This window comes from Pseudomonas sp. SDO52101_S400 (assembly GCF_054071635.1).
In genome coordinates this window covers 1-16,365 of the sequence record NZ_JBSVWF010000090.1, presented here as the reverse complement: position 1 = coordinate 16,365, position 16,365 = coordinate 1, and the positions used below count along the sequence as shown (strand labels likewise).

Sequence of the window (16,365 nt, the reverse complement as noted above, 5' to 3'; positions counted from 1 at the left end):
GCGATCCTATTGAAGGAATGCCGTCGAATGTGGGAGCGGGCTTGCTCGCGAATAGGCCATTAGCCTCAACGCAACAATCAGTTCTTGTGCAGCTTGCGCATCAACTCCGCCTCAGCCTGGGTCAACCCGCAGGACTGAGTCAGCTCATCGACACTCGCGCCCATTCCGACCAGTTTCGCCGCTTGAGCGAATGACAGGCTGGAAGGGTCGCGCTGTTCGAGCTGGGCGAGCTTGTCCGGGATCGGCCCGACGACCGCGCGCAGTTCGTGCAGGGCTTCGCCCATGCGCACGTTGCCGTTCTGGTAATCGTCGACACGCTTGGCCAGGTCCTTGATGCGCTGATCACGCAGCGCATCGCCCTGGGCCTGTTGCGCTGCGATCACGCGCTGCGCCTTGATGTACGCCAGAAACATCGCCAGCGTGCCTGCCCAGAACAGGAACAGGACAATGACCGCTACCTCGAGAATCAATCAGATATTCTCCAGTTCCGACCATTCTTCTTCGCTCATCATCTTGTCCAGCTCGACCAGGATCAGCAACTCGTTGTTCTTGTTGCACACGCCCTGGATGAACTTGGCCGACTCTTCGTTACCGACGTTCGGTGCGGTCTCGATTTCCGACTGACGCAGGTAAACCACTTCAGCGACGCTGTCGACCATGATGCCCACAACTTGCTTGTCGGCTTCGATGATGACGATACGGGTGTTGTCGCTGATCTCGCCGCTCATCAGGCCGAAGCGCTGACGGGTGTCGATCACGGTCACCACGTTGCCGCGCAGGTTGATGATGCCCAGCACGTAGCTTGGCGCGCCCGGAACCGGAGCGATTTCGGTGTAGCGCAGGACTTCCTGAACGCGCATCACGTTGATGCCGTAGGTTTCATTGTCCAGCTTGAAGGTTACCCATTGCAGGATCGGATCTTCGGAACCCTTTGCCGCCGTCGCCTTGTCGTTCATACCCTAGCCCCTCGAAATACCGCAATGGCGGTGTGTGTCTCGTGTGCCGGCATTGAATGCCGGCGTCTGTCTGTTATGTAAGTGTTATGTCGGTTTGTGGTTCGGCTTACTGCCGGACATGTGCTTTGCCCCACCGCTGGCGATCAACTCGGCCAGAGCGGAGACATCGAGCAAGGCGCACATGTGTTCAATCACCGTGCCCGCGAGCCATGGCCGCTGACCCCGGTGACTTCTCCATTTGATTTCATTCGGATCCAGGCGCAACGAGCGACTGACCTGATGCACCGCCAGGCCCCACTCGTAACCTTGTACCGAAATCACGTACTGCAGGCCCTGACGGAAGTCATCGCGATAGCGATCCGGCATGACCCAGCGCGCGGTGTCCAGCACCTTCAGGTTCCCGGCCTGGCTTGGCAGGATGCCGAGGAACCACTCCGGCTGACCGAACAGCGGCGTCAGCTCATGGCCGGCCAGCGAATAGATCGAGCCGAGGCACACCAGCGGCACCGCCAGGGTCAGCCCGGCGACATCGAACAACAGGCATTCGAAGGCTTCAGACGCCCAGGCCGGACGACCGTCGGTTTCCACCGGTGGCGGTGTATTGCTTGGTGGCAGATGCACTTCGACCAGCGGCGCAACCAGTGCCTGCTCGACAACTTGCTCGACCGGCGCCGCAACTGGTGCTGGCACCTCGACCGGAGCCGGCTCGGGTTGCGCATGCAGAAGTTGGGTCTGCAGCAGCGGCGCGAGCGTCGACACCACACGCACCGGCTCGGGCTCCTTGATCAGCGGTGCCGGAGCCTTGGCCGCCACGGTGGCGGGTGCTGCAACCGGGGCAGCAGGCCGGGCTGCTTTCTGTGCATCGCGGGCCTGTTCTTCAAGCACCGCAGCCTGGAACTCATCCAGTACCGCAGCGCTTTCAACCACTTCGACCGGCGCCTCGATTTCCTGCGGGATCTCTTCCGTCACATCCTCCAGCAAGCTGTCCAGATAGGACTGCAAAGCCAGTTGCGGACGCGAAGTCAGTTTGATCGGCCGATTCATGCTCAGGCCACCTGCGGAACGAGTTGTTGCGCCAGCAGATGCTTGAGCAACGCGCGGTAGGCCAGCACGCCACGGCTCTTGCCGTCGAACTGCGAAGGCGTGACACCGGCACGGCTGGCGTCGCGCAGACGAGTATCGACCGGGATATAACCCTGCCAGATCTCGTCGGGGAATTTGTCGCGCAGCACGCGCAAGGTGCCCATCGACGCCTGGGTGCGGCGGTCGAACAGAGTCGGCACGATGCTGAACGGCAGCGCCTGTTTGCGCGAGCGGTTGATCATCGCCAGGGTGTTGACCATGCGCTCCAGGCCTTTGACGGCCAGGTGCTCGGTCTGTACCGGGATCACCAATTGCTGGCTTGCGGCCAAAGCGTTGACCATCAACACGCCGAGCAACGGCGGGCTGTCGATGATCGCGTAATCGAAGTCCTGCCACAGTTGCGCCAGACTCTTGGCGATCACCAGGCCCAGGCCACTCTGCCCCGGCGACTGACGCTCGAGGGTGGCCAGCGCGGTGCTGGACGGCAGAAGGGAAATGCGTTCATCACTGGTCGACAGCAACAACTGGCCCGGCAGGCCTTGCGGCACACCGCCCTTGTGCAGGAACAGGTCGTAGTTGCTGTGCTCCAGGCTGTCGGGGTCATAGCCGAAATAGCTGGTCATCGAGCCGTGCGGGTCGAGATCGACCACGACCACGCGTTTGCCCGCCTCTGCCAGCAAACCGGCTAAAGCGATGGAAGAAGTGGTTTTACCAACACCACCCTTTTGATTGGCGACTGCCCAGACTCTCATTCGGATCGTTCCTCCCGGCCGAGATGCTCGGCCGAGACATGGCTCAGCGTATTAATGCGGGCGACGGAGAATTGACGGCACTCTCGCGTCCCGGCGTCTTGACCGGGGTCGGTGCAGTTTGTGTGCCAGCACGCTTCAATGCGGCATCCGGTTGCGCATGGGCGGTTCCGGTGCCGGTGAGGCTGCGACGTACATCGAGATTGCGCGACACCACCAGCACCACACGACGGTTCTTCGCCCGGCCTTCAGCGGTGGCGTTGTTGGCCACCGGCTGGAATTCGCCGTAGCCCACCGAGGCCAGACGGCCAGGGTTGACGCCCTGCATCGCCAGCATGCGCACGATGCTCGCCGAACGCGCCGAGGACAGTTCCCAGTTGGTCGGATACTGCGCCGTACGGATCGGTTGATCGTCAGTGAAGCCTTCGACGTGGATCGGGTTGTCGAACGGTTTGAGGATCGCTGCAACCTTGTCGATGATGTTGAACGCGATGTCGCTCGGCATCGCATCACCGCTGCCGAACAACAGGCTGGAGTTGAGTTCGATCTCGACCCACAGTTCGTTGCCGCGCACGGTCATCTGGTTCGAAGCGATCAGGTCGCCGAACGCGGCGCTGATATCGTCGGCGATGCTTTTCAGCGGATCGCTGGCCCCGGCGATGCCGGCATCGACCTGTTCGGCGTCCTTGACCAGCGGCTTGGCCGGAGTCACGGTCTTCGGCCGTTCTTCGCCGATCGGGATCGGCTTGAGCGAGCGGTCGGAGTCGGTGAAGACTCCGATCAGCGCTTCGGAGATGACCTTGTACTTGCCTTCGTTGATCGACGAGATGGAGTACATCACCACGAAAAAAGCGAACAGCAAGGTGATGAAGTCGGCATAGGAAACCAGCCAGCGTTCATGGTTTACATGCTCTTCATGTTGGCGACGACGTGCCATGAGGTTAGTCCCTTAATCCATGAAGCCCTGAAGCTTCAACTCGATGGAGCGTGGGTTTTCACCTTCGGCGATCGACAAAATGCCTTCCAACAACATTTCGCGATAACGCGACTGCCGCAACGCGATTGACTTCAATTTGGCTGCCACCGGCAGCAGGATCAGGTTGGCACTGGCCACACCGTAGATGGTGGCGACAAACGCCACGGCGATGCCGCTGCCCAGTTGCGTCGGATCGGCCAGGTTGCCCATCACGTGGATAAGGCCCATCACCGCACCGATGATACCGATGGTCGGCGCGTAGCCGCCCATGCTTTCAAAGACCTTGGCGGCCTCGATGTCGCGGGCTTCCTGGGTGTAGAAATCCACTTCGAGGATGCTGCGAATCGCTTCCGGCTCGGCGCCGTCGACCAGCAGTTGCAAGCCTTTGCGCGAGTAGGCATCAGGCTCGGCATCCGCAACGCCTTCCAGACCCAGCAGGCCTTCCTTGCGTGCGGTGAGGCTCCAGTTGACCACGCGGTCGATGCCGCCGGCCAGATCCACACGCGGCGGGAAGAAAATCCAGGCCAGAATCTGCATGGCGCGCTTGAACGCGCTCATCGGTGATTGCAGCAGCGCGGCACCGATGGTGCCACCCAGCACGATCAGCGCCGCCGGACCATTGGCCAGCGCGCCGAGGTGGCCGCCTTCAAGGTAGTTGCCGCCGATGATGGCGACAAACGCCATGATGATCCCGATAAGGCTTAGAACATCCATCAGATACACGCCTCGACGATGTGCTTGCCGATATCGTCCAGGCCGTACACCGCATCTGCGAGGTCGGCTTTGACGATCGCCATCGGCATGCCGTAGATCACGCAGCTGGCTTCATCCTGAGCCCAGACCGTGCTGCCGCCCTGCTTGAGCAGGCGTGCGCCTTCGCGGCCGTCGGCGCCCATGCCGGTCAGTACAACCGCCAGAACTTTGTCACTGTAGGATTTCGCCGCGGAACCAAAGGTGATATCCACGCAAGGCTTGTAGTTCAGACGCTCGTCGCCCGGCAGGATTTTCACCGCGCCACGGCCGTCGATCATCATCTGCTTGCCACCCGGTGCCAGCAGGGCCAGGCCCGGACGCAGGATGTCGCCATCCTCGGCTTCCTTGACGCTGATACGGCACAGCTTGTCCAGACGCTCGGCGAACGCCTTGGTGAAGGCTGCCGGCATGTGCTGGATCAGCACGATCGGCGCCGGGAAGTTGGCCGGCAACTGGGTCAGAACCCGTTGCAGGGCAACCGGGCCGCCGGTCGACGTGCCGATAGCCACCAGCTTGTAGGCTTTGCGTTTCGGCGCTGCCGACGAAGCACTGGCAGCCGGAGCGCGAGCCGGTGCAGGCGCGGGTGCCGGACGAGCCGGAGCACTGTGGCTGCCAAAGCTCGACGGCGCCGGTGCCGGAGTCGGAGTCGGCGCAGGCGCAGCGGCAGGCGCCGGCGCACTGTAGGCACTGAAACGACGGTTACTGCGCGAGATACTGTGAACCTTCTCGCACAGCAGTTGCTTGACCTTCTCCGGATTGCGGGAGATGTCTTCGAAATTCTTCGGCAGGAAATCCACCGCGCCGGCATCCAGCGCATCCAGGGTTACCCGGGCGCCTTCATGGGTCAGCGAGGAGAACATCAACACCGGGGTCGGGCAGCGCTGCATGATGTGCCGCACTGCCGTGATGCCATCCATCATCGGCATCTCGTAGTCCATGGTGATCACGTCCGGCTTGAGGGCCAGGGCCTGATCGATCGCCTCTTTACCGTTGGTTGCCGTACCGACAACCTGGATGCTCGGATCCGCTGAAAGAATTTCCGAGACGCGGCGGCGGAAAAAACCCGAATCGTCCACCACCAGGACTTTGACTGCCATAAACACTCCATTAGGTGCAGCGGGACGTTGTCGCCCCGCTGCCCCGGATTCAAATACGCCGTGCGGCGTAACGCTTGAGCATGCTTGGAACATCGAGAATCAGCGCAATGCGGCCGTCACCGGTAATGGTGGCGCCGGACATGCCCGGGGTTCCCTGCAGCATTTTGCCCAATGGCTTGATGACCACTTCTTCCTGGCCGACCAGTTGATCGACGACGAAGCCGATCCGCTGGGTGCCCACCGAGAGGATCACCACATGGCCTTCGCGCTGCTCTTCGTGAGCCGCGGAGCTGACCAGCCAGCGCTTGAGGTAGAACAATGGCAGCGCCTTGTCCCGCACGATCACCACTTCCTGGCCATCCACCACGTTGGTGGTCGACAGGTCGAGGTGGAAGATTTCGTTGACGTTCACCAGCGGGAACGCGAACGCCTGGTTGCCGAGCATCACCATCAGGGTCGGCATGATCGCCAGCGTCAGTGGTACCTTGATGACGATCTTCGAGCCCTGGCCCTTGGTCGAGTAGATGTTGATCGAACCGTTGAGCTGGGAAATCTTGGTCTTCACCACGTCCATGCCCACACCGCGGCCGGACACGTCGGAGATCTCGGTCTTGGTCGAGAAACCCGGGGCGAAAATCAGGTTGTAGCATTCGGTATCGCTCAGGCGATCGGCGGCATCCTTGTCCATCACACCGCGTTTCACGGCGATGGCACGCAGGACGTTCGGGTCCATGCCTTTGCCGTCGTCGGAGATCGACAGCAGGATGTGGTCGCCTTCCTGCTCGGCAGCCAGAATCACCTTGCCGCCACGTGCCTTGCCCGAAGCTTCGCGTTCTTCCGGCGACTCGATGCCGTGGTCGACCGCGTTGCGCACCAAGTGGACCAGCGGGTCGGCCAGTGCCTCGACGAGGTTCTTGTCGAGGTCGGTCTCTTCGCCCACCAGTTCCAGGTTGATCTCTTTCTTGAGCTGACGCGCCAGGTCGCGAACCAGACGCGGGAAGCGGCCGAAGACTTTCTTGATCGGCTGCATCCGGGTCTTCATGACGGCGGTCTGCAAGTCGGCGGTGACCACGTCGAGGTTCGACACGGCCTTCTGCATCGACTCGTCGCCGCTGTTCAGGCCCAGACGCACCAGACGGTTACGCACCAGTACCAGCTCGCCGACCATGTTCATGATTTCGTCGAGACGCGCGGTGTCCACACGAACGGTGGTTTCGGCTTCGCTTGCCGGTTTTTCCGGTGGCGGCGTCGCCGGTGCACGGGCCGGAGCCGGTGCAGCAGCGGCTGGCTTGGCCGGTTCGGCCTTAGGCTCAGGCGCTTTTGCAGCAGGTTTTGCCGCAGCGGCCGGGGCCTTGGCGGCAGGCGCAGCAACAGCAGAAGCATTGCTGGCAGTCACGACGGCACCGGTGGCGACGTCAGTGAACTTGCCTTTGCCATGCAGATCGTCAAGCAGCGATTCGAACTCGTGGTCGCTGATCAAATCGCTACCGGCCGCAGCCGCTGCCGGGGCAGCATTCGCAGGGACGGAAGCAATCGCCGACTCCAGCGCATCGACGGCAAAGTTGCCCTTGCCGTGCAACTGATCGAGCAAGGCTTCGAATTCGTCGTCGGTGATGTCCGAACTGTCGCCCGCCGCCGGAGCGGCAGGAGCAGCAGGAGCAGCAGGAGCCGCGGCAGCCGGTGCCACGGCGTCGGCCGCGAACTGGCCCTTGCCGTGCAACTGGTCGAGCAGCGACTCGAACTCGGCGTCGGTAATTTCATCACTGGCTGCTTCATCGGAAGCAGGCGCAGCGGCAGCCGCCGGGGCTTCGGCTTCAGCCTTGACGGCGTTCAGCGAGTCCAGCAGCTGTTCAAATTCGTTATCGGTGATATCGCCCGAATCGCCTTCGACGACCAGTTCTTCGATCATCTCGGCAACAGGGGAAGCCGGGGCTTCATCCGCCGATTGCGGCTCAGCCAGGCGCGCCAGGGCGGCCAGCAGTTCCGGGGTGGCGGCGGTGATCGGGCTACGATCGCGGACTTCGCTGAACATGCTGTTCACCGCGTCCAGCGCTTCAAGCACCACGTCCATCAGTTCTGCATCTACGCGACGCTCACCCTTGCGCAAGATGTCGAACACGTTTTCGGCGATGTGACAGCACTCCACCAGCTCATTGAGCTGAAGGAAGCCGGCGCCCCCTTTTACAGTGTGGAAACCGCGAAAAATTGCGTTGAGCAGATCTGCGTCATCCGGGCGGCTTTCCAGCTCGACCAGTTGTTCGGACAGTTGCTCAAGAATCTCGCCGGCCTCAACCAGGAAATCCTGAAGGATCTCTTCATCGGCGCCGAAGCTCATTAATGGGGTGCTCCTACAGGTCTAAAAACCCAAAAAAACTCAAAATCCAAGGCTGGATAGCAAATCGTCCACATCGTCCTGACCGGACACAACGTCTTCTCGTTTATCGGCATGAATCTGCGGACCTTCACCCTGCGAGAGATGTTTTTGTGGATCTTTTTCAGCGAGCATTGCTGCACGGTCATGTTCGATGCCCGCAAAGCGGTCAACCTGACTGGCCATGAGCACGAGCTTGAGCAGGTTGCTTTCGACTTCGGTGACCAATTGGGTCACGCGCTTGATCACCTGGCCGGTGAGGTCCTGGTAATCCTGGGCGAGCAGAATGTCGTTCAGATTGCTCGACACCGCGCGGTTGTCCGCGCTGCTGCGTGCCAGAAAACCGTCTACCCGACGCGCCAGTTCGCGGAACTCTTCAGCCCCGACTTCACGGCGCATGAAGCGTCCCCAGTCGGCACTCAAGGCCTGGGCTTCGTCAGCCAGACCATTGACCACCGGCGTGGCGCTTTCCACCAGGTCCATGGTGCGGTTGGCCGCCGCTTCAGTCAGCTTGACCACATAGCCCAGACGCTCGGTCGCATCAGTGATCTGCGACACTTCCTCGGCCTGCGGCATATGCGGGTCGATCTGGAAGTTGACGATTGCACTGTGCAGTTCGCGCGTGAGCTTGCCCACTTCCTGGTACAGGCCACGGTCACGGGTCTGATTGAGCTCATGGATCAGTTGCACAGCGTCGCCGAACCTGCCTTTTTCAAGGCTTTCGACCAGTTCGACCGCGTGTTTTTTCAGAGTCGACTCGAAGTCGCCCTGTGAAGATTCGTTATGCTCCATAGCTCCCCCGCGCGTCATCAGCCGATGCGTTCGAAAATCTTCTCGATTTTTTCTTTCAGCGCCTGAGCCGTGAAAGGTTTGACCACGTAGCCGTTAACGCCGGCCTGGGCCGCTTCGATGATCTGCTCGCGCTTGGCTTCAGCGGTCACCATCAGCACTGGCAAGTGCTTGAGTTTTTCATCGGCGCGCACGTGACGCAGCAGGTCGATACCGGTCATGCCAGGCATGTTCCAGTCGGTCACCAGAAAGTCGATGCTGCCGCTGTTGAGCACCGGAATGGCGGTGGTGCCATCGTCAGCTTCAACGGTGTTGGTGAACCCAAGGTCACGCAACAGGTTCTTGATGATCCGCCGCATCGTTGAGAAGTCATCAACGATGAGGATTTTCATGTCTTTGTTCAATTCGACCTCCAAGCAGTCTTAAACGCGCCCAGCACCTGGACGCGCCATTTCAATCAATCCGGCGTAGCACTCGATGACTGTCTGGAGCACAACAGAGCAAGACCGGTGCCGTTCACCACCGCACCAGCCTCGTTCGCAGCGTCCCCACACTGCCTTCAGCGCGCTCGCCACTCCCCCAAACGCCCCCGCAAGCGGGCCGCGCACTGGCTGTGTAACTGGCTGACCCGCGATTCACTGACGCCAAGGACTTCACCGATTTCCTTGAGGTTCAGCTCTTCGTCGTAGTACAGCGCCAACACCAGTCGCTCACGCTCCGGCAAATTGGCAATCGCGTCCGCCAACGCAGCCTGGAAGCGCTCATCTTCCAGATCGCGCGACGGCTCAAGATGAGCACTGGCGCCATCCTCGTGCAGCCCTTCGTGTTCGCCGTCCTGCAGCAGGTCGTCGAAACTGAACAGTCGGCTGCCCAGGGTGTCGTTCAAAATCCCGTAGTAATCGTCGAGACTCAATTGGAGTTCGGCCGCAACCTCGTGATCTTTAGCGTCACGGCCGGTTTTAGCTTCAATCGAGCGAATCGCGTCGCTGACCATACGGGTGTTGCGGTGAACCGAGCGCGGTGCCCAGTCCCCCTTGCGTACTTCATCGAGCATGGCGCCGCGGATCCGGATGCCCGCGTACGTTTCGAAACTGGCGCCTTTGCTGGCGTCGTATTTGGTCGAGACTTCCAACAGGCCGATCATCCCGGCCTGAATCAGATCTTCGACCTGCACACTGGCCGGCAATCGCGCCAGCAAGTGATAGGCGATGCGTTTGACCAGTGGCGCGTAACGCTCGATCAGCTCGTACTGCGCGTCACGTGCCGACTTCTTGTAGAAATTCATACCGCTGGCGGTCATAGCACAGGTCCTGCCGTTTGCTGCACGAGGCGCTCGACGAAAAATTCGAGGTGACCACGCGGGTTGGCGGGCAGCGGCCAGGTGTCGACCTTCTGCGCGATCGCCTTGAACGCCAGCGCGCACTTGGAACGCGGGAAGGCTTCATAGACCGCACGCTGCTTCTGCACCGCCTTGCGCACGCTTTCGTCGTAGGGCACCGCACCGACGTATTGTAGGGCGACGTCGAGGAAGCGATCCGTGACCTTGGTCAACTTGGCGAACAGATTGCGACCTTCCTGCGGGCTCTGGGCCATGTTGGCCAGGACGCGGAAGCGGTTCATGCCGTAATCGCGGTTGAGCAGTTTGATCAGCGCGTAGGCGTCGGTGATCGAGGTCGGCTCGTCGCAGACCACCAGCAACACTTCTTGCGCAGCGCGAACGAAACTGACTACCGAGTCACCAATACCCGCAGCGGTGTCGATCACCAGCACATCGAGATTGTCGCCGATGTCGCTGAATGCCTGAATCAGACCGGCATGCTGGGCCGGGCTCAGGTGAACCATGCTCTGGGTGCCGGAAGCGGCCGGCACGATGCGGATCCCGCCGGGACCTTGCAACAGCACGTCGCGCAGTTCGCAGCGGCCCTCGATCACATCGGCCAGGGTGCGTTTGGGAGTGAGGCCCAGCAGAACGTCGACGTTCGCCAGACCCAGGTCGGCGTCCAGCAGCATGACCCGACGGCCAAGCTCTGCCAGCGCCAGGGACAAGTTCACTGACACGTTAGTCTTGCCGACGCCACCTTTGCCGCCGGTCACCGCGATCACCTGTACGGGATGCATGCTGCCCATGTTATTTCTTTACCTTGTCTTGCATAGACGGAGGCCACATTACTGGCTGCGCGTTCACAACCGGAACAATGCATGGCAGACCATCGATGTAGGTACAAAAACTGTTCATTACCTCAGCCAACCTGCTTGGTCGGACTGTGGTAGATATCAGCGAACATGTCAGCCATGGCTTCTTCGCTGGGTTCTTCCTGCATTTGCACGCTGACGGCGCGGCTGACCAACTGATGACGGCGCGGCAGATGCAGATCATCCGGAATCCGAGGGCCGTCGGTCAGGTAGGCGACCGGCAGTTCATGACTGATTGCCAGGCTCAGCACTTCGCCGAGGCTGGCCGTCTCATCCAGTTTAGTCAGGATGCACCCGGCGAGCCCGCAACGCTTGTAACTGTGATAAGCGGCGGTTAGAACCTGTTTCTGGCTGGTGGTTGCGAGCACCAGATAATTTTTTGACCGAATGCCACGACTGGCCAGACTTTCCAGCTGCATACGCAGTGCCGGATCGCTGGCCTGCAGGCCGGCGGTATCGATCAGCACCACGCGCTTGCGCAGCAGTGGATCCAGCGCCTGCACCAGGGACTGGCCCGGGTCGACGTGGGTTACCGACACATTGAGGATCCGGCCCAGGGTTTTCAACTGTTCCTGAGCACCGATGCGGAAGCTGTCCATGCTCACCAGCGCAATGTTCTGCGCGCCGTACTTGAGCACGTAACGGGCCGCGAGCTTGGCCAAAGTGGTGGTCTTGCCCATGCCGGCCGGGCCGACCATGGCAATGATCCCGCCCTCTTCCAGCGGCTCGACTTCCGGCGTGGCGATCATCCGTGCCAGGTGCGCGAGCAACATGCGCCAGGCCTGACGAGGTTCTTCGATATCGCTGGTCAGCGCCAGCAGGTCGCGGGACAACGGGCCGGACAAGCCGATGCGTTGCAGACGACGATACAGATTGGCCTGGGCCGGACGGCTGCCTTGCAGCTGATTCCAGGCCAGAGTGCCGAGCTGCACTTCCATCAGCTCGCGCAGGCTGTTGAGTTCGAAACGCATCGAATCCAGCGCACGCGGATCGACGCCGGCGGACACCGGAGCAGGCGCAGGTGCCGGACGGGCCGGCGCGGCGTAGGTCGGCTCGGTCAGAGGCTCGGCAGCCGTCAGCGGCAGGCCGGCGGTCAATGGCAGACCGGAGAACAACTGGCGATTGGTGCTGCCGTCGGCTTCGCCGCGCATGCTCAGTTCGGCCTGGGCGGTGACGATGCGCGACTGGGTCTTGCGCAACTCGTCTTCGAGTTCCATGTTCGGAACCCGCGGCGCCAGCGCCGAGAGTTTGTAATCCAGCGCCGCCGTCAGCTCGACGCCGCCGGCAATGCGGCGGTTGCCAATGATGGCGGCATCAGCGCCCAGCTCATCACGAACCAGCTTCATGGCCTGACGCATATCGGCGGCGAAAAAACGCTTAACTTGCATAAACCACTACCTCAGCCGTTGGGCCCTACTGTCGCAACGATGGTCACTTGCTTGTTGTCCGGAATTTCCTGGTAGGCCAGCACATGCAGTCCAGGGACTGCCAGGCGGCCAAAGCGCGAGAGCATCGCGCGAACCGGGCCTGCTACCAACAGGATCACCGGCTGACCTTGCATTTCCTGACGCTGCGCCGCTTCGATGAGCGAACGCTGCAGCTTCTCGGCCATGCTTGGTTCCAGCAGAACGCCCTCTTCCGAGCCTTGTCCTGCCTTCTGCAGACTATTGAGCAATATTTGTTCCAACCTTGGCTCCAGAGTGATAACTGGCAGCTCGGACTCAGTCCCTACAATGCTTTGGACGATTGCACGGGATACGCCAACGCGCACGGCAGCCACCAGCGCGGCGGTATCTTGACTCTTGGCGGCGTTGTTGGCGATGGCTTCGGCAATGCTGCGGATGTCGCGCACCGGCACGTGTTCGGCCAGCAACGCTTGCAGCACCTTGAGCAGTTGCGACAGCGACACCACACCCGGAACCAGCTCTTCGGCCAGTTTTGGCGAGCTCTTGGCCAGCAATTGCATGAGTTGCTGCACTTCTTCGTGCCCGATCAGCTCACTGGAGTGCTTGTACAGAATCTGGTTCAAGTGCGTGGCGACCACGGTACTGGCGTCCACCACGGTGTAACCGAGCGATTGCGCCTGGGCGCGCTGACTGACTTCGATCCACACCGCCTCCAGGCCGAAAGCCGGATCTTTGGCGGTAATCCCGTTGAGCGTGCCGTAGACCTGCCCCGGGTTGATCGCCAGCTCACGATCCGGGTAGATCTCGGCTTCGGCCAGGATCACGCCCATCAGGGTCAGGCGATAGGCGCTCGGCGCCAGGTCGAGGTTGTCGCGGATGTGCACGGTCGGCATCAGGAAGCCCAGATCCTGCGAGAGCTTCTTGCGCACGCCCTTGATCCGCGCCAGCAACTGACCGCCCTGGTTGCGGTCCACCAGTGGAATCAGGCGATAACCGACTTCCAGGCCGATCATGTCGATTGGCGTGACGTCGTCCCAGCCCAGCTCCTTGGTTTCCATGGCGCGAGCCGGCGACGGCAGCAGTTCCTGCTGACGTTTGACCTCTTGCAGCGCCTGCACCTTGGCGACGTTCTGCTTCTTCCAGAACAGGTAGGCACCACCGGCAGCCAGTGCCGCCATGCTGAGGAAGGAGAAGTGCGGCATGCCCGGCACCAGGCCCATGACCGCCATCAGGCCGGCAGCCACCGCCAGTGCTTTGGGCGAGGCGAACATCTGGCGATTGATCTGCTTGCCCATGTCTTCCGAACCGGAAGCACGGGTCACCATGATTGCCGCTGCTGTAGATAACAACAGTGATGGCAATTGCGCCACTAAACCGTCACCGATGGTCAGCAAGGCATAAACCTTGCCGGCATCAGCGAAACTCATGTTGTGCTGGAAGATACCGACGGCCATGCCGCCGATCAGGTTGATGAACAGAATCAGCAGGCCGGCGATGGCGTCACCACGAACGAACTTGCTGGCACCGTCCATCGAACCGTAAAACTCAGCCTCTTGGGCGACTTCGGAACGACGGGCCTTGGCCTGGGTCTGGTCAATCAGACCGGCGTTGAGGTCGGCGTCGATTGCCATTTGCTTGCCCGGCATCGCATCGAGGGTGAAACGTGCGCTCACCTCGGAAATCCGCCCGGCACCTTTGGTTACTACGACGAAGTTGATGATCATCAAAATCGCGAAGACCACGATACCGACCACGTAGTTGCCGCCGATCACCACCTCACCGAAGGCCTGAATCACCTTACCGGCAGCGGCGTGGCCATCCTGACCGTGGAGCATCACCACCCGCGTCGACGCCACGTTCAGCGCCAGTCGCAGCAACGTCGCCACCAGCAGAATCGTCGGGAACACCGCGAAATCGAGCGGCCGCAACGCGTACACGCAGACCAGCAGCACGACGATGGAAAGGGCAATGTTGAAGGTGAAGAACACGTCGAGCAGGAACGGCGGTACCGGCAACATCATCATTGCCAGCATGACCAGCAGCAACAGCGGCACACCCAGATTGCCCCGACTGAGATCGGCAATGTTCGAGCGAGCACTGTTGATTAACTGAGAGCGATCCACCGGTTTTCCCCGTTCCTTTAAAGCAAACTTTTGACGCCCAGAGCGGACGCACGGCGGCTACTGCAAGAAGCCTTCCAACTTTTGCGGGGGATTGAAATAGAGGGGCGACGAACCTGAATGGAGGCAAGTGCACCGAGCCCGGCACAAGCCTGCCCCCAATGACAGAGCAATGCGATGGATTGAAAGGTAGCCGGTCAACCGGCAACCAAAACATGGGCCCGCGTAATCGGACCAAAAGACAACGCTGCGTTATCGAGGTAGTGCGTTCCCTTGAACACACTTTTACCACCGACATCGACAACTTCCTCGTCAGTCTGCATGAGCACCACCTTTGTTTCAGGAGCAGTGCCAGAGGACCGGCCATCACCCTCCATCAGATTCAGGGCCCACTCGAAGGACAGGAACGGCAGGTCACGTATCTCGATCGGGGGCGAGCCCGCACTCAGGCGAAAGTACTGTCTCGCTGTCATTTGCAGCTGATTATTGACGACCACGAACGCGGGCTTTTCATACCGACGCTCCACCGGGCCACTCCCGCTCGACCATTGATCCATGTAATAACCGGGATGCGTAAACACGGCAAACAACGATGCGTTATCGCGGATTTTGCCTGCTGCATCAAAGAAATAATTGTAGGCGTAGTGATAGGCCAATCCGCTGAATTCAGGCCGGATCGCGTTGATCGGGATGTCCAGATATTTCGGAATGTACTGATTGGCCGTGACCATGAAGTTGAGAAAATCCAGCCGCAGATTGAACACCACCTCATAGACGATGGCCCGCTGCGCCACATCTCTTTCAAGCTTCCCTGAAACAAACTCCAGCTCCATGCCCGGCAGCTTTCGGTAAATACGCGTCGCCATGATGAATCCCCGACTTCCAATGAAAGAATCGTCAGCCGCCACACTCACGGGACGCGAGTTCATGACAGCAAGAGTGCCGGATTCATAGGGCGCCAGAGGGCGAAACCTGTCTACTGTCAGATCTGACAGGTAATGAGTTTTTTCAGATAAAAGGCACAGTAAAAAAGGGACGAGAAAAAGGGGACGTATCTATTTACCAGCAAAAAGTGCCTTTTAAACACTGGTGTTTAAAAGACACTTCCGGACACGCCTTACAGGCTACGAATCCTTGCGCCGTTGCCTACAGCTACGCCAGAATCCGCCGGCTTGTGCGCCTTGGGGTCGGGTTCTATTGTGGGTCGGTCGCTGACGAATCAGCGATCGGGTTTAGCGACTCGGTTCGAATTAAAGGTGCACCAGCGTTCCAGGCTTCGTTGCGGATCTGTATGTCTGCAATTTCGTCATGGTGGCTGTATGCGGGAGACCCTTGCGGTCTGCCGGGTGCCTTTGACCGGTTCGCTAACCTGCGTACAGCCGCCACCCATCCTGTTTAGCGACTGGATTTGGCGGCTCCACCCCAAAGGAGCTTCACCATGATCAAACCAACACCCAATCCACCCGAAACCGACCCCGCCTCGCCCTACGAATCCCTCGAATCCAGAAAGCTTCACGAAGCCGCCGACCGCGCCCTCGATCACTATCTCTGCCCGCCCGGCTCCACGCCACCACCGCGCAAAACCCGCAGAATGTATGCCGTCACTGCGGACTTCAAAAACGAAGAGCTGCTGGTCGAGCTCTGCGAAACTCTCGCTTCCGCCAGAACCATCGCCAATGACTTCGCTCACCTCATGCCCGCCTCGCAGCGCAGGACGCTGACGGGCATCGGGCAATTGATCATGCTCGGGGAACTGGCAGCGAATCGGGTGCTGAATAATCTGGAACTGCCGCCATCGCAGACCTCCGTGTAAAGGCTTGAGAAATGCGTCGTAGCGACTGACGCCTTCGCGGGCAAGCCCGCTCCCACAGG

At 60.5% G+C, this 16,365-nt stretch carries 16 protein-coding genes; 1 reads left to right on the top strand and 15 read right to left on the bottom strand.

From position 1 onward, the window contains the following. Positions 1 to 77 precede the first annotated feature (77 nt). From ACW9HX_RS27575 to ACW9HX_RS27505, 15 genes are all read right to left on the bottom strand, one after another. Entirely contained in the window at positions 78 to 470 is a 393-nt protein-coding gene (locus ACW9HX_RS27575; RefSeq protein ID WP_096822158.1) for a DUF2802 domain-containing protein, read from the bottom strand. Then, positions 471 to 956: a chemotaxis protein CheW gene (locus ACW9HX_RS27570; RefSeq protein WP_007959223.1), complete on the bottom strand. Its 486-nt coding sequence runs from the start codon at positions 954 to 956 to the stop codon at positions 471 to 473. An 84-nt stretch (positions 957 to 1,040) separates the two neighbouring features. After that, positions 1,041 to 2,000, bottom strand: a complete 960-nt coding sequence (locus tag ACW9HX_RS27565) for a CheW domain-containing protein (protein ID WP_457383009.1) — start codon at positions 1,998 to 2,000, stop codon at positions 1,041 to 1,043. A 2-nt stretch (positions 2,001 to 2,002) separates the two neighbouring features. Continuing rightward, positions 2,003 to 2,791, bottom strand: a complete 789-nt coding sequence (locus ACW9HX_RS27560) for a ParA family protein (protein ID WP_011333076.1) — start codon at positions 2,789 to 2,791, stop codon at positions 2,003 to 2,005. A gap of 43 nt (positions 2,792 to 2,834) precedes the next feature. Next, positions 2,835 to 3,725: a flagellar motor protein MotD gene (motD, locus tag ACW9HX_RS27555; protein WP_457383008.1), complete on the bottom strand. Its 891-nt coding sequence runs from the start codon at positions 3,723 to 3,725 to the stop codon at positions 2,835 to 2,837. 12 nt (positions 3,726 to 3,737) lie between these two features. After that, a complete protein-coding gene (locus tag ACW9HX_RS27550; protein WP_096822161.1) occupies positions 3,738 to 4,478 on the bottom strand; it encodes a flagellar motor protein in 741 nt (246 codons plus the stop codon). After that, the gene (locus tag ACW9HX_RS27545; RefSeq protein WP_457383007.1) at positions 4,478 to 5,614 is read right to left on the bottom strand and encodes a protein-glutamate methylesterase/protein-glutamine glutaminase; all 1,137 of its coding nucleotides are present in this window, start codon (positions 5,612 to 5,614) and stop codon (positions 4,478 to 4,480) included. Before ACW9HX_RS27545 ends, ACW9HX_RS27550 begins: the two co-directional genes overlap by 1 nt. A gap of 49 nt (positions 5,615 to 5,663) precedes the next feature. Beyond that, on the bottom strand, positions 5,664 to 7,949 hold the full coding sequence (locus tag ACW9HX_RS27540) for a chemotaxis protein CheA (protein WP_457383006.1): 2,286 nt from the start codon (positions 7,947 to 7,949) through the stop codon (positions 5,664 to 5,666). Between the two features lie 39 nt (positions 7,950 to 7,988). After that, complete coding sequence (locus ACW9HX_RS27535) at positions 7,989 to 8,777, bottom strand: protein phosphatase CheZ (protein ID WP_096822164.1); 789 nt, start codon at positions 8,775 to 8,777, stop codon at positions 7,989 to 7,991. A gap of 17 nt (positions 8,778 to 8,794) precedes the next feature. Further along, positions 8,795 to 9,166 (bottom strand): chemotaxis response regulator CheY, encoded by a 372-nt coding sequence (locus tag ACW9HX_RS27530; protein ID WP_003183998.1) that lies wholly within the window; start codon positions 9,164 to 9,166, stop codon positions 8,795 to 8,797. A gap of 167 nt (positions 9,167 to 9,333) precedes the next feature. After that, positions 9,334 to 10,074 carry an RNA polymerase sigma factor FliA gene (gene fliA, locus ACW9HX_RS27525; protein WP_011333070.1) on the bottom strand — a complete coding sequence of 247 codons (741 nt, stop codon included), beginning with the start codon at positions 10,072 to 10,074 and terminating at the stop codon, positions 9,334 to 9,336. Then, a complete protein-coding gene (gene fleN / locus ACW9HX_RS27520) occupies positions 10,071 to 10,901 on the bottom strand; it encodes a flagellar synthesis regulator FleN (RefSeq protein WP_003222917.1) in 831 nt (276 codons plus the stop codon). The genes fliA and fleN overlap by 4 nt, the downstream gene beginning before the upstream one ends. Before the next feature lie 113 nt (positions 10,902 to 11,014). Beyond that, positions 11,015 to 12,355 (bottom strand): flagellar biosynthesis protein FlhF, encoded by a 1,341-nt coding sequence (gene flhF / locus ACW9HX_RS27515; protein ID WP_457383005.1) that lies wholly within the window; start codon positions 12,353 to 12,355, stop codon positions 11,015 to 11,017. 11 nt (positions 12,356 to 12,366) lie between these two features. Beyond that, entirely contained in the window at positions 12,367 to 14,496 is a 2,130-nt protein-coding gene (gene flhA / locus ACW9HX_RS27510; RefSeq protein ID WP_457383004.1) for a flagellar biosynthesis protein FlhA, read from the bottom strand. 194 nt (positions 14,497 to 14,690) lie between these two features. Further along, the gene (locus ACW9HX_RS27505; protein WP_457383003.1) at positions 14,691 to 15,359 is read right to left on the bottom strand and encodes a hypothetical protein; all 669 of its coding nucleotides are present in this window, start codon (positions 15,357 to 15,359) and stop codon (positions 14,691 to 14,693) included. Between the two features lie 572 nt (positions 15,360 to 15,931). On the opposite strand from ACW9HX_RS27505, the gene ACW9HX_RS27500 reads away from it, so the two are divergent. After that, positions 15,932 to 16,306: a DUF6124 family protein gene (locus tag ACW9HX_RS27500; RefSeq protein WP_457383002.1), complete on the top strand. Its 375-nt coding sequence runs from the start codon at positions 15,932 to 15,934 to the stop codon at positions 16,304 to 16,306. The last annotated feature ends 59 nt before the right edge of the window (positions 16,307 to 16,365 follow it).

Bases quoted from the DNA above. Each gene is read 5' to 3' on its own strand.
- ACW9HX_RS27550 (WP_096822161.1), bottom strand. From the start codon at position 4,478: ATGGATGTTCTAAGCCTTATCGGGATCATCATGGCGTTTGTCGCCATC.
- ACW9HX_RS27545 (WP_457383007.1), bottom strand. From the start codon at position 5,614: ATGGCAGTCAAAGTCCTGGTGGTGGACGATTCGGGTTTTTTCCGCCGC.
- fleN (WP_003222917.1), bottom strand. From the start codon at position 10,901: ATGGGCAGCATGCATCCCGTACAGGTGATCGCGGTGACCGGCGGCAAA.
- ACW9HX_RS27565 (WP_457383009.1), bottom strand. From the start codon at position 2,000: ATGAATCGGCCGATCAAACTGACTTCGCGTCCGCAACTGGCTTTGCAG.
- ACW9HX_RS27500 (WP_457383002.1), top strand. From the start codon at position 15,932: ATGATCAAACCAACACCCAATCCACCCGAAACCGACCCCGCCTCGCCC.
- motD (WP_457383008.1), bottom strand. From the start codon at position 3,725: ATGGCACGTCGTCGCCAACATGAAGAGCATGTAAACCATGAACGCTGG.
- ACW9HX_RS27540 (WP_457383006.1), bottom strand. From the start codon at position 7,949: ATGAGCTTCGGCGCCGATGAAGAGATCCTTCAGGATTTCCTGGTTGAG.
- ACW9HX_RS27505 (WP_457383003.1), bottom strand. From the start codon at position 15,359: ATGGCGACGCGTATTTACCGAAAGCTGCCGGGCATGGAGCTGGAGTTT.
- flhF (WP_457383005.1), bottom strand. From the start codon at position 12,355: ATGCAAGTTAAGCGTTTTTTCGCCGCCGATATGCGTCAGGCCATGAAG.
- ACW9HX_RS27560 (WP_011333076.1), bottom strand. From the start codon at position 2,791: ATGAGAGTCTGGGCAGTCGCCAATCAAAAGGGTGGTGTTGGTAAAACC.
- fliA (WP_011333070.1), bottom strand. From the start codon at position 10,074: ATGACCGCCAGCGGTATGAATTTCTACAAGAAGTCGGCACGTGACGCG.
- ACW9HX_RS27535 (WP_096822164.1), bottom strand. From the start codon at position 8,777: ATGGAGCATAACGAATCTTCACAGGGCGACTTCGAGTCGACTCTGAAA.
- ACW9HX_RS27570 (WP_007959223.1), bottom strand. From the start codon at position 956: ATGAACGACAAGGCGACGGCGGCAAAGGGTTCCGAAGATCCGATCCTG.
- ACW9HX_RS27530 (WP_003183998.1), bottom strand. From the start codon at position 9,166: ATGAAAATCCTCATCGTTGATGACTTCTCAACGATGCGGCGGATCATC.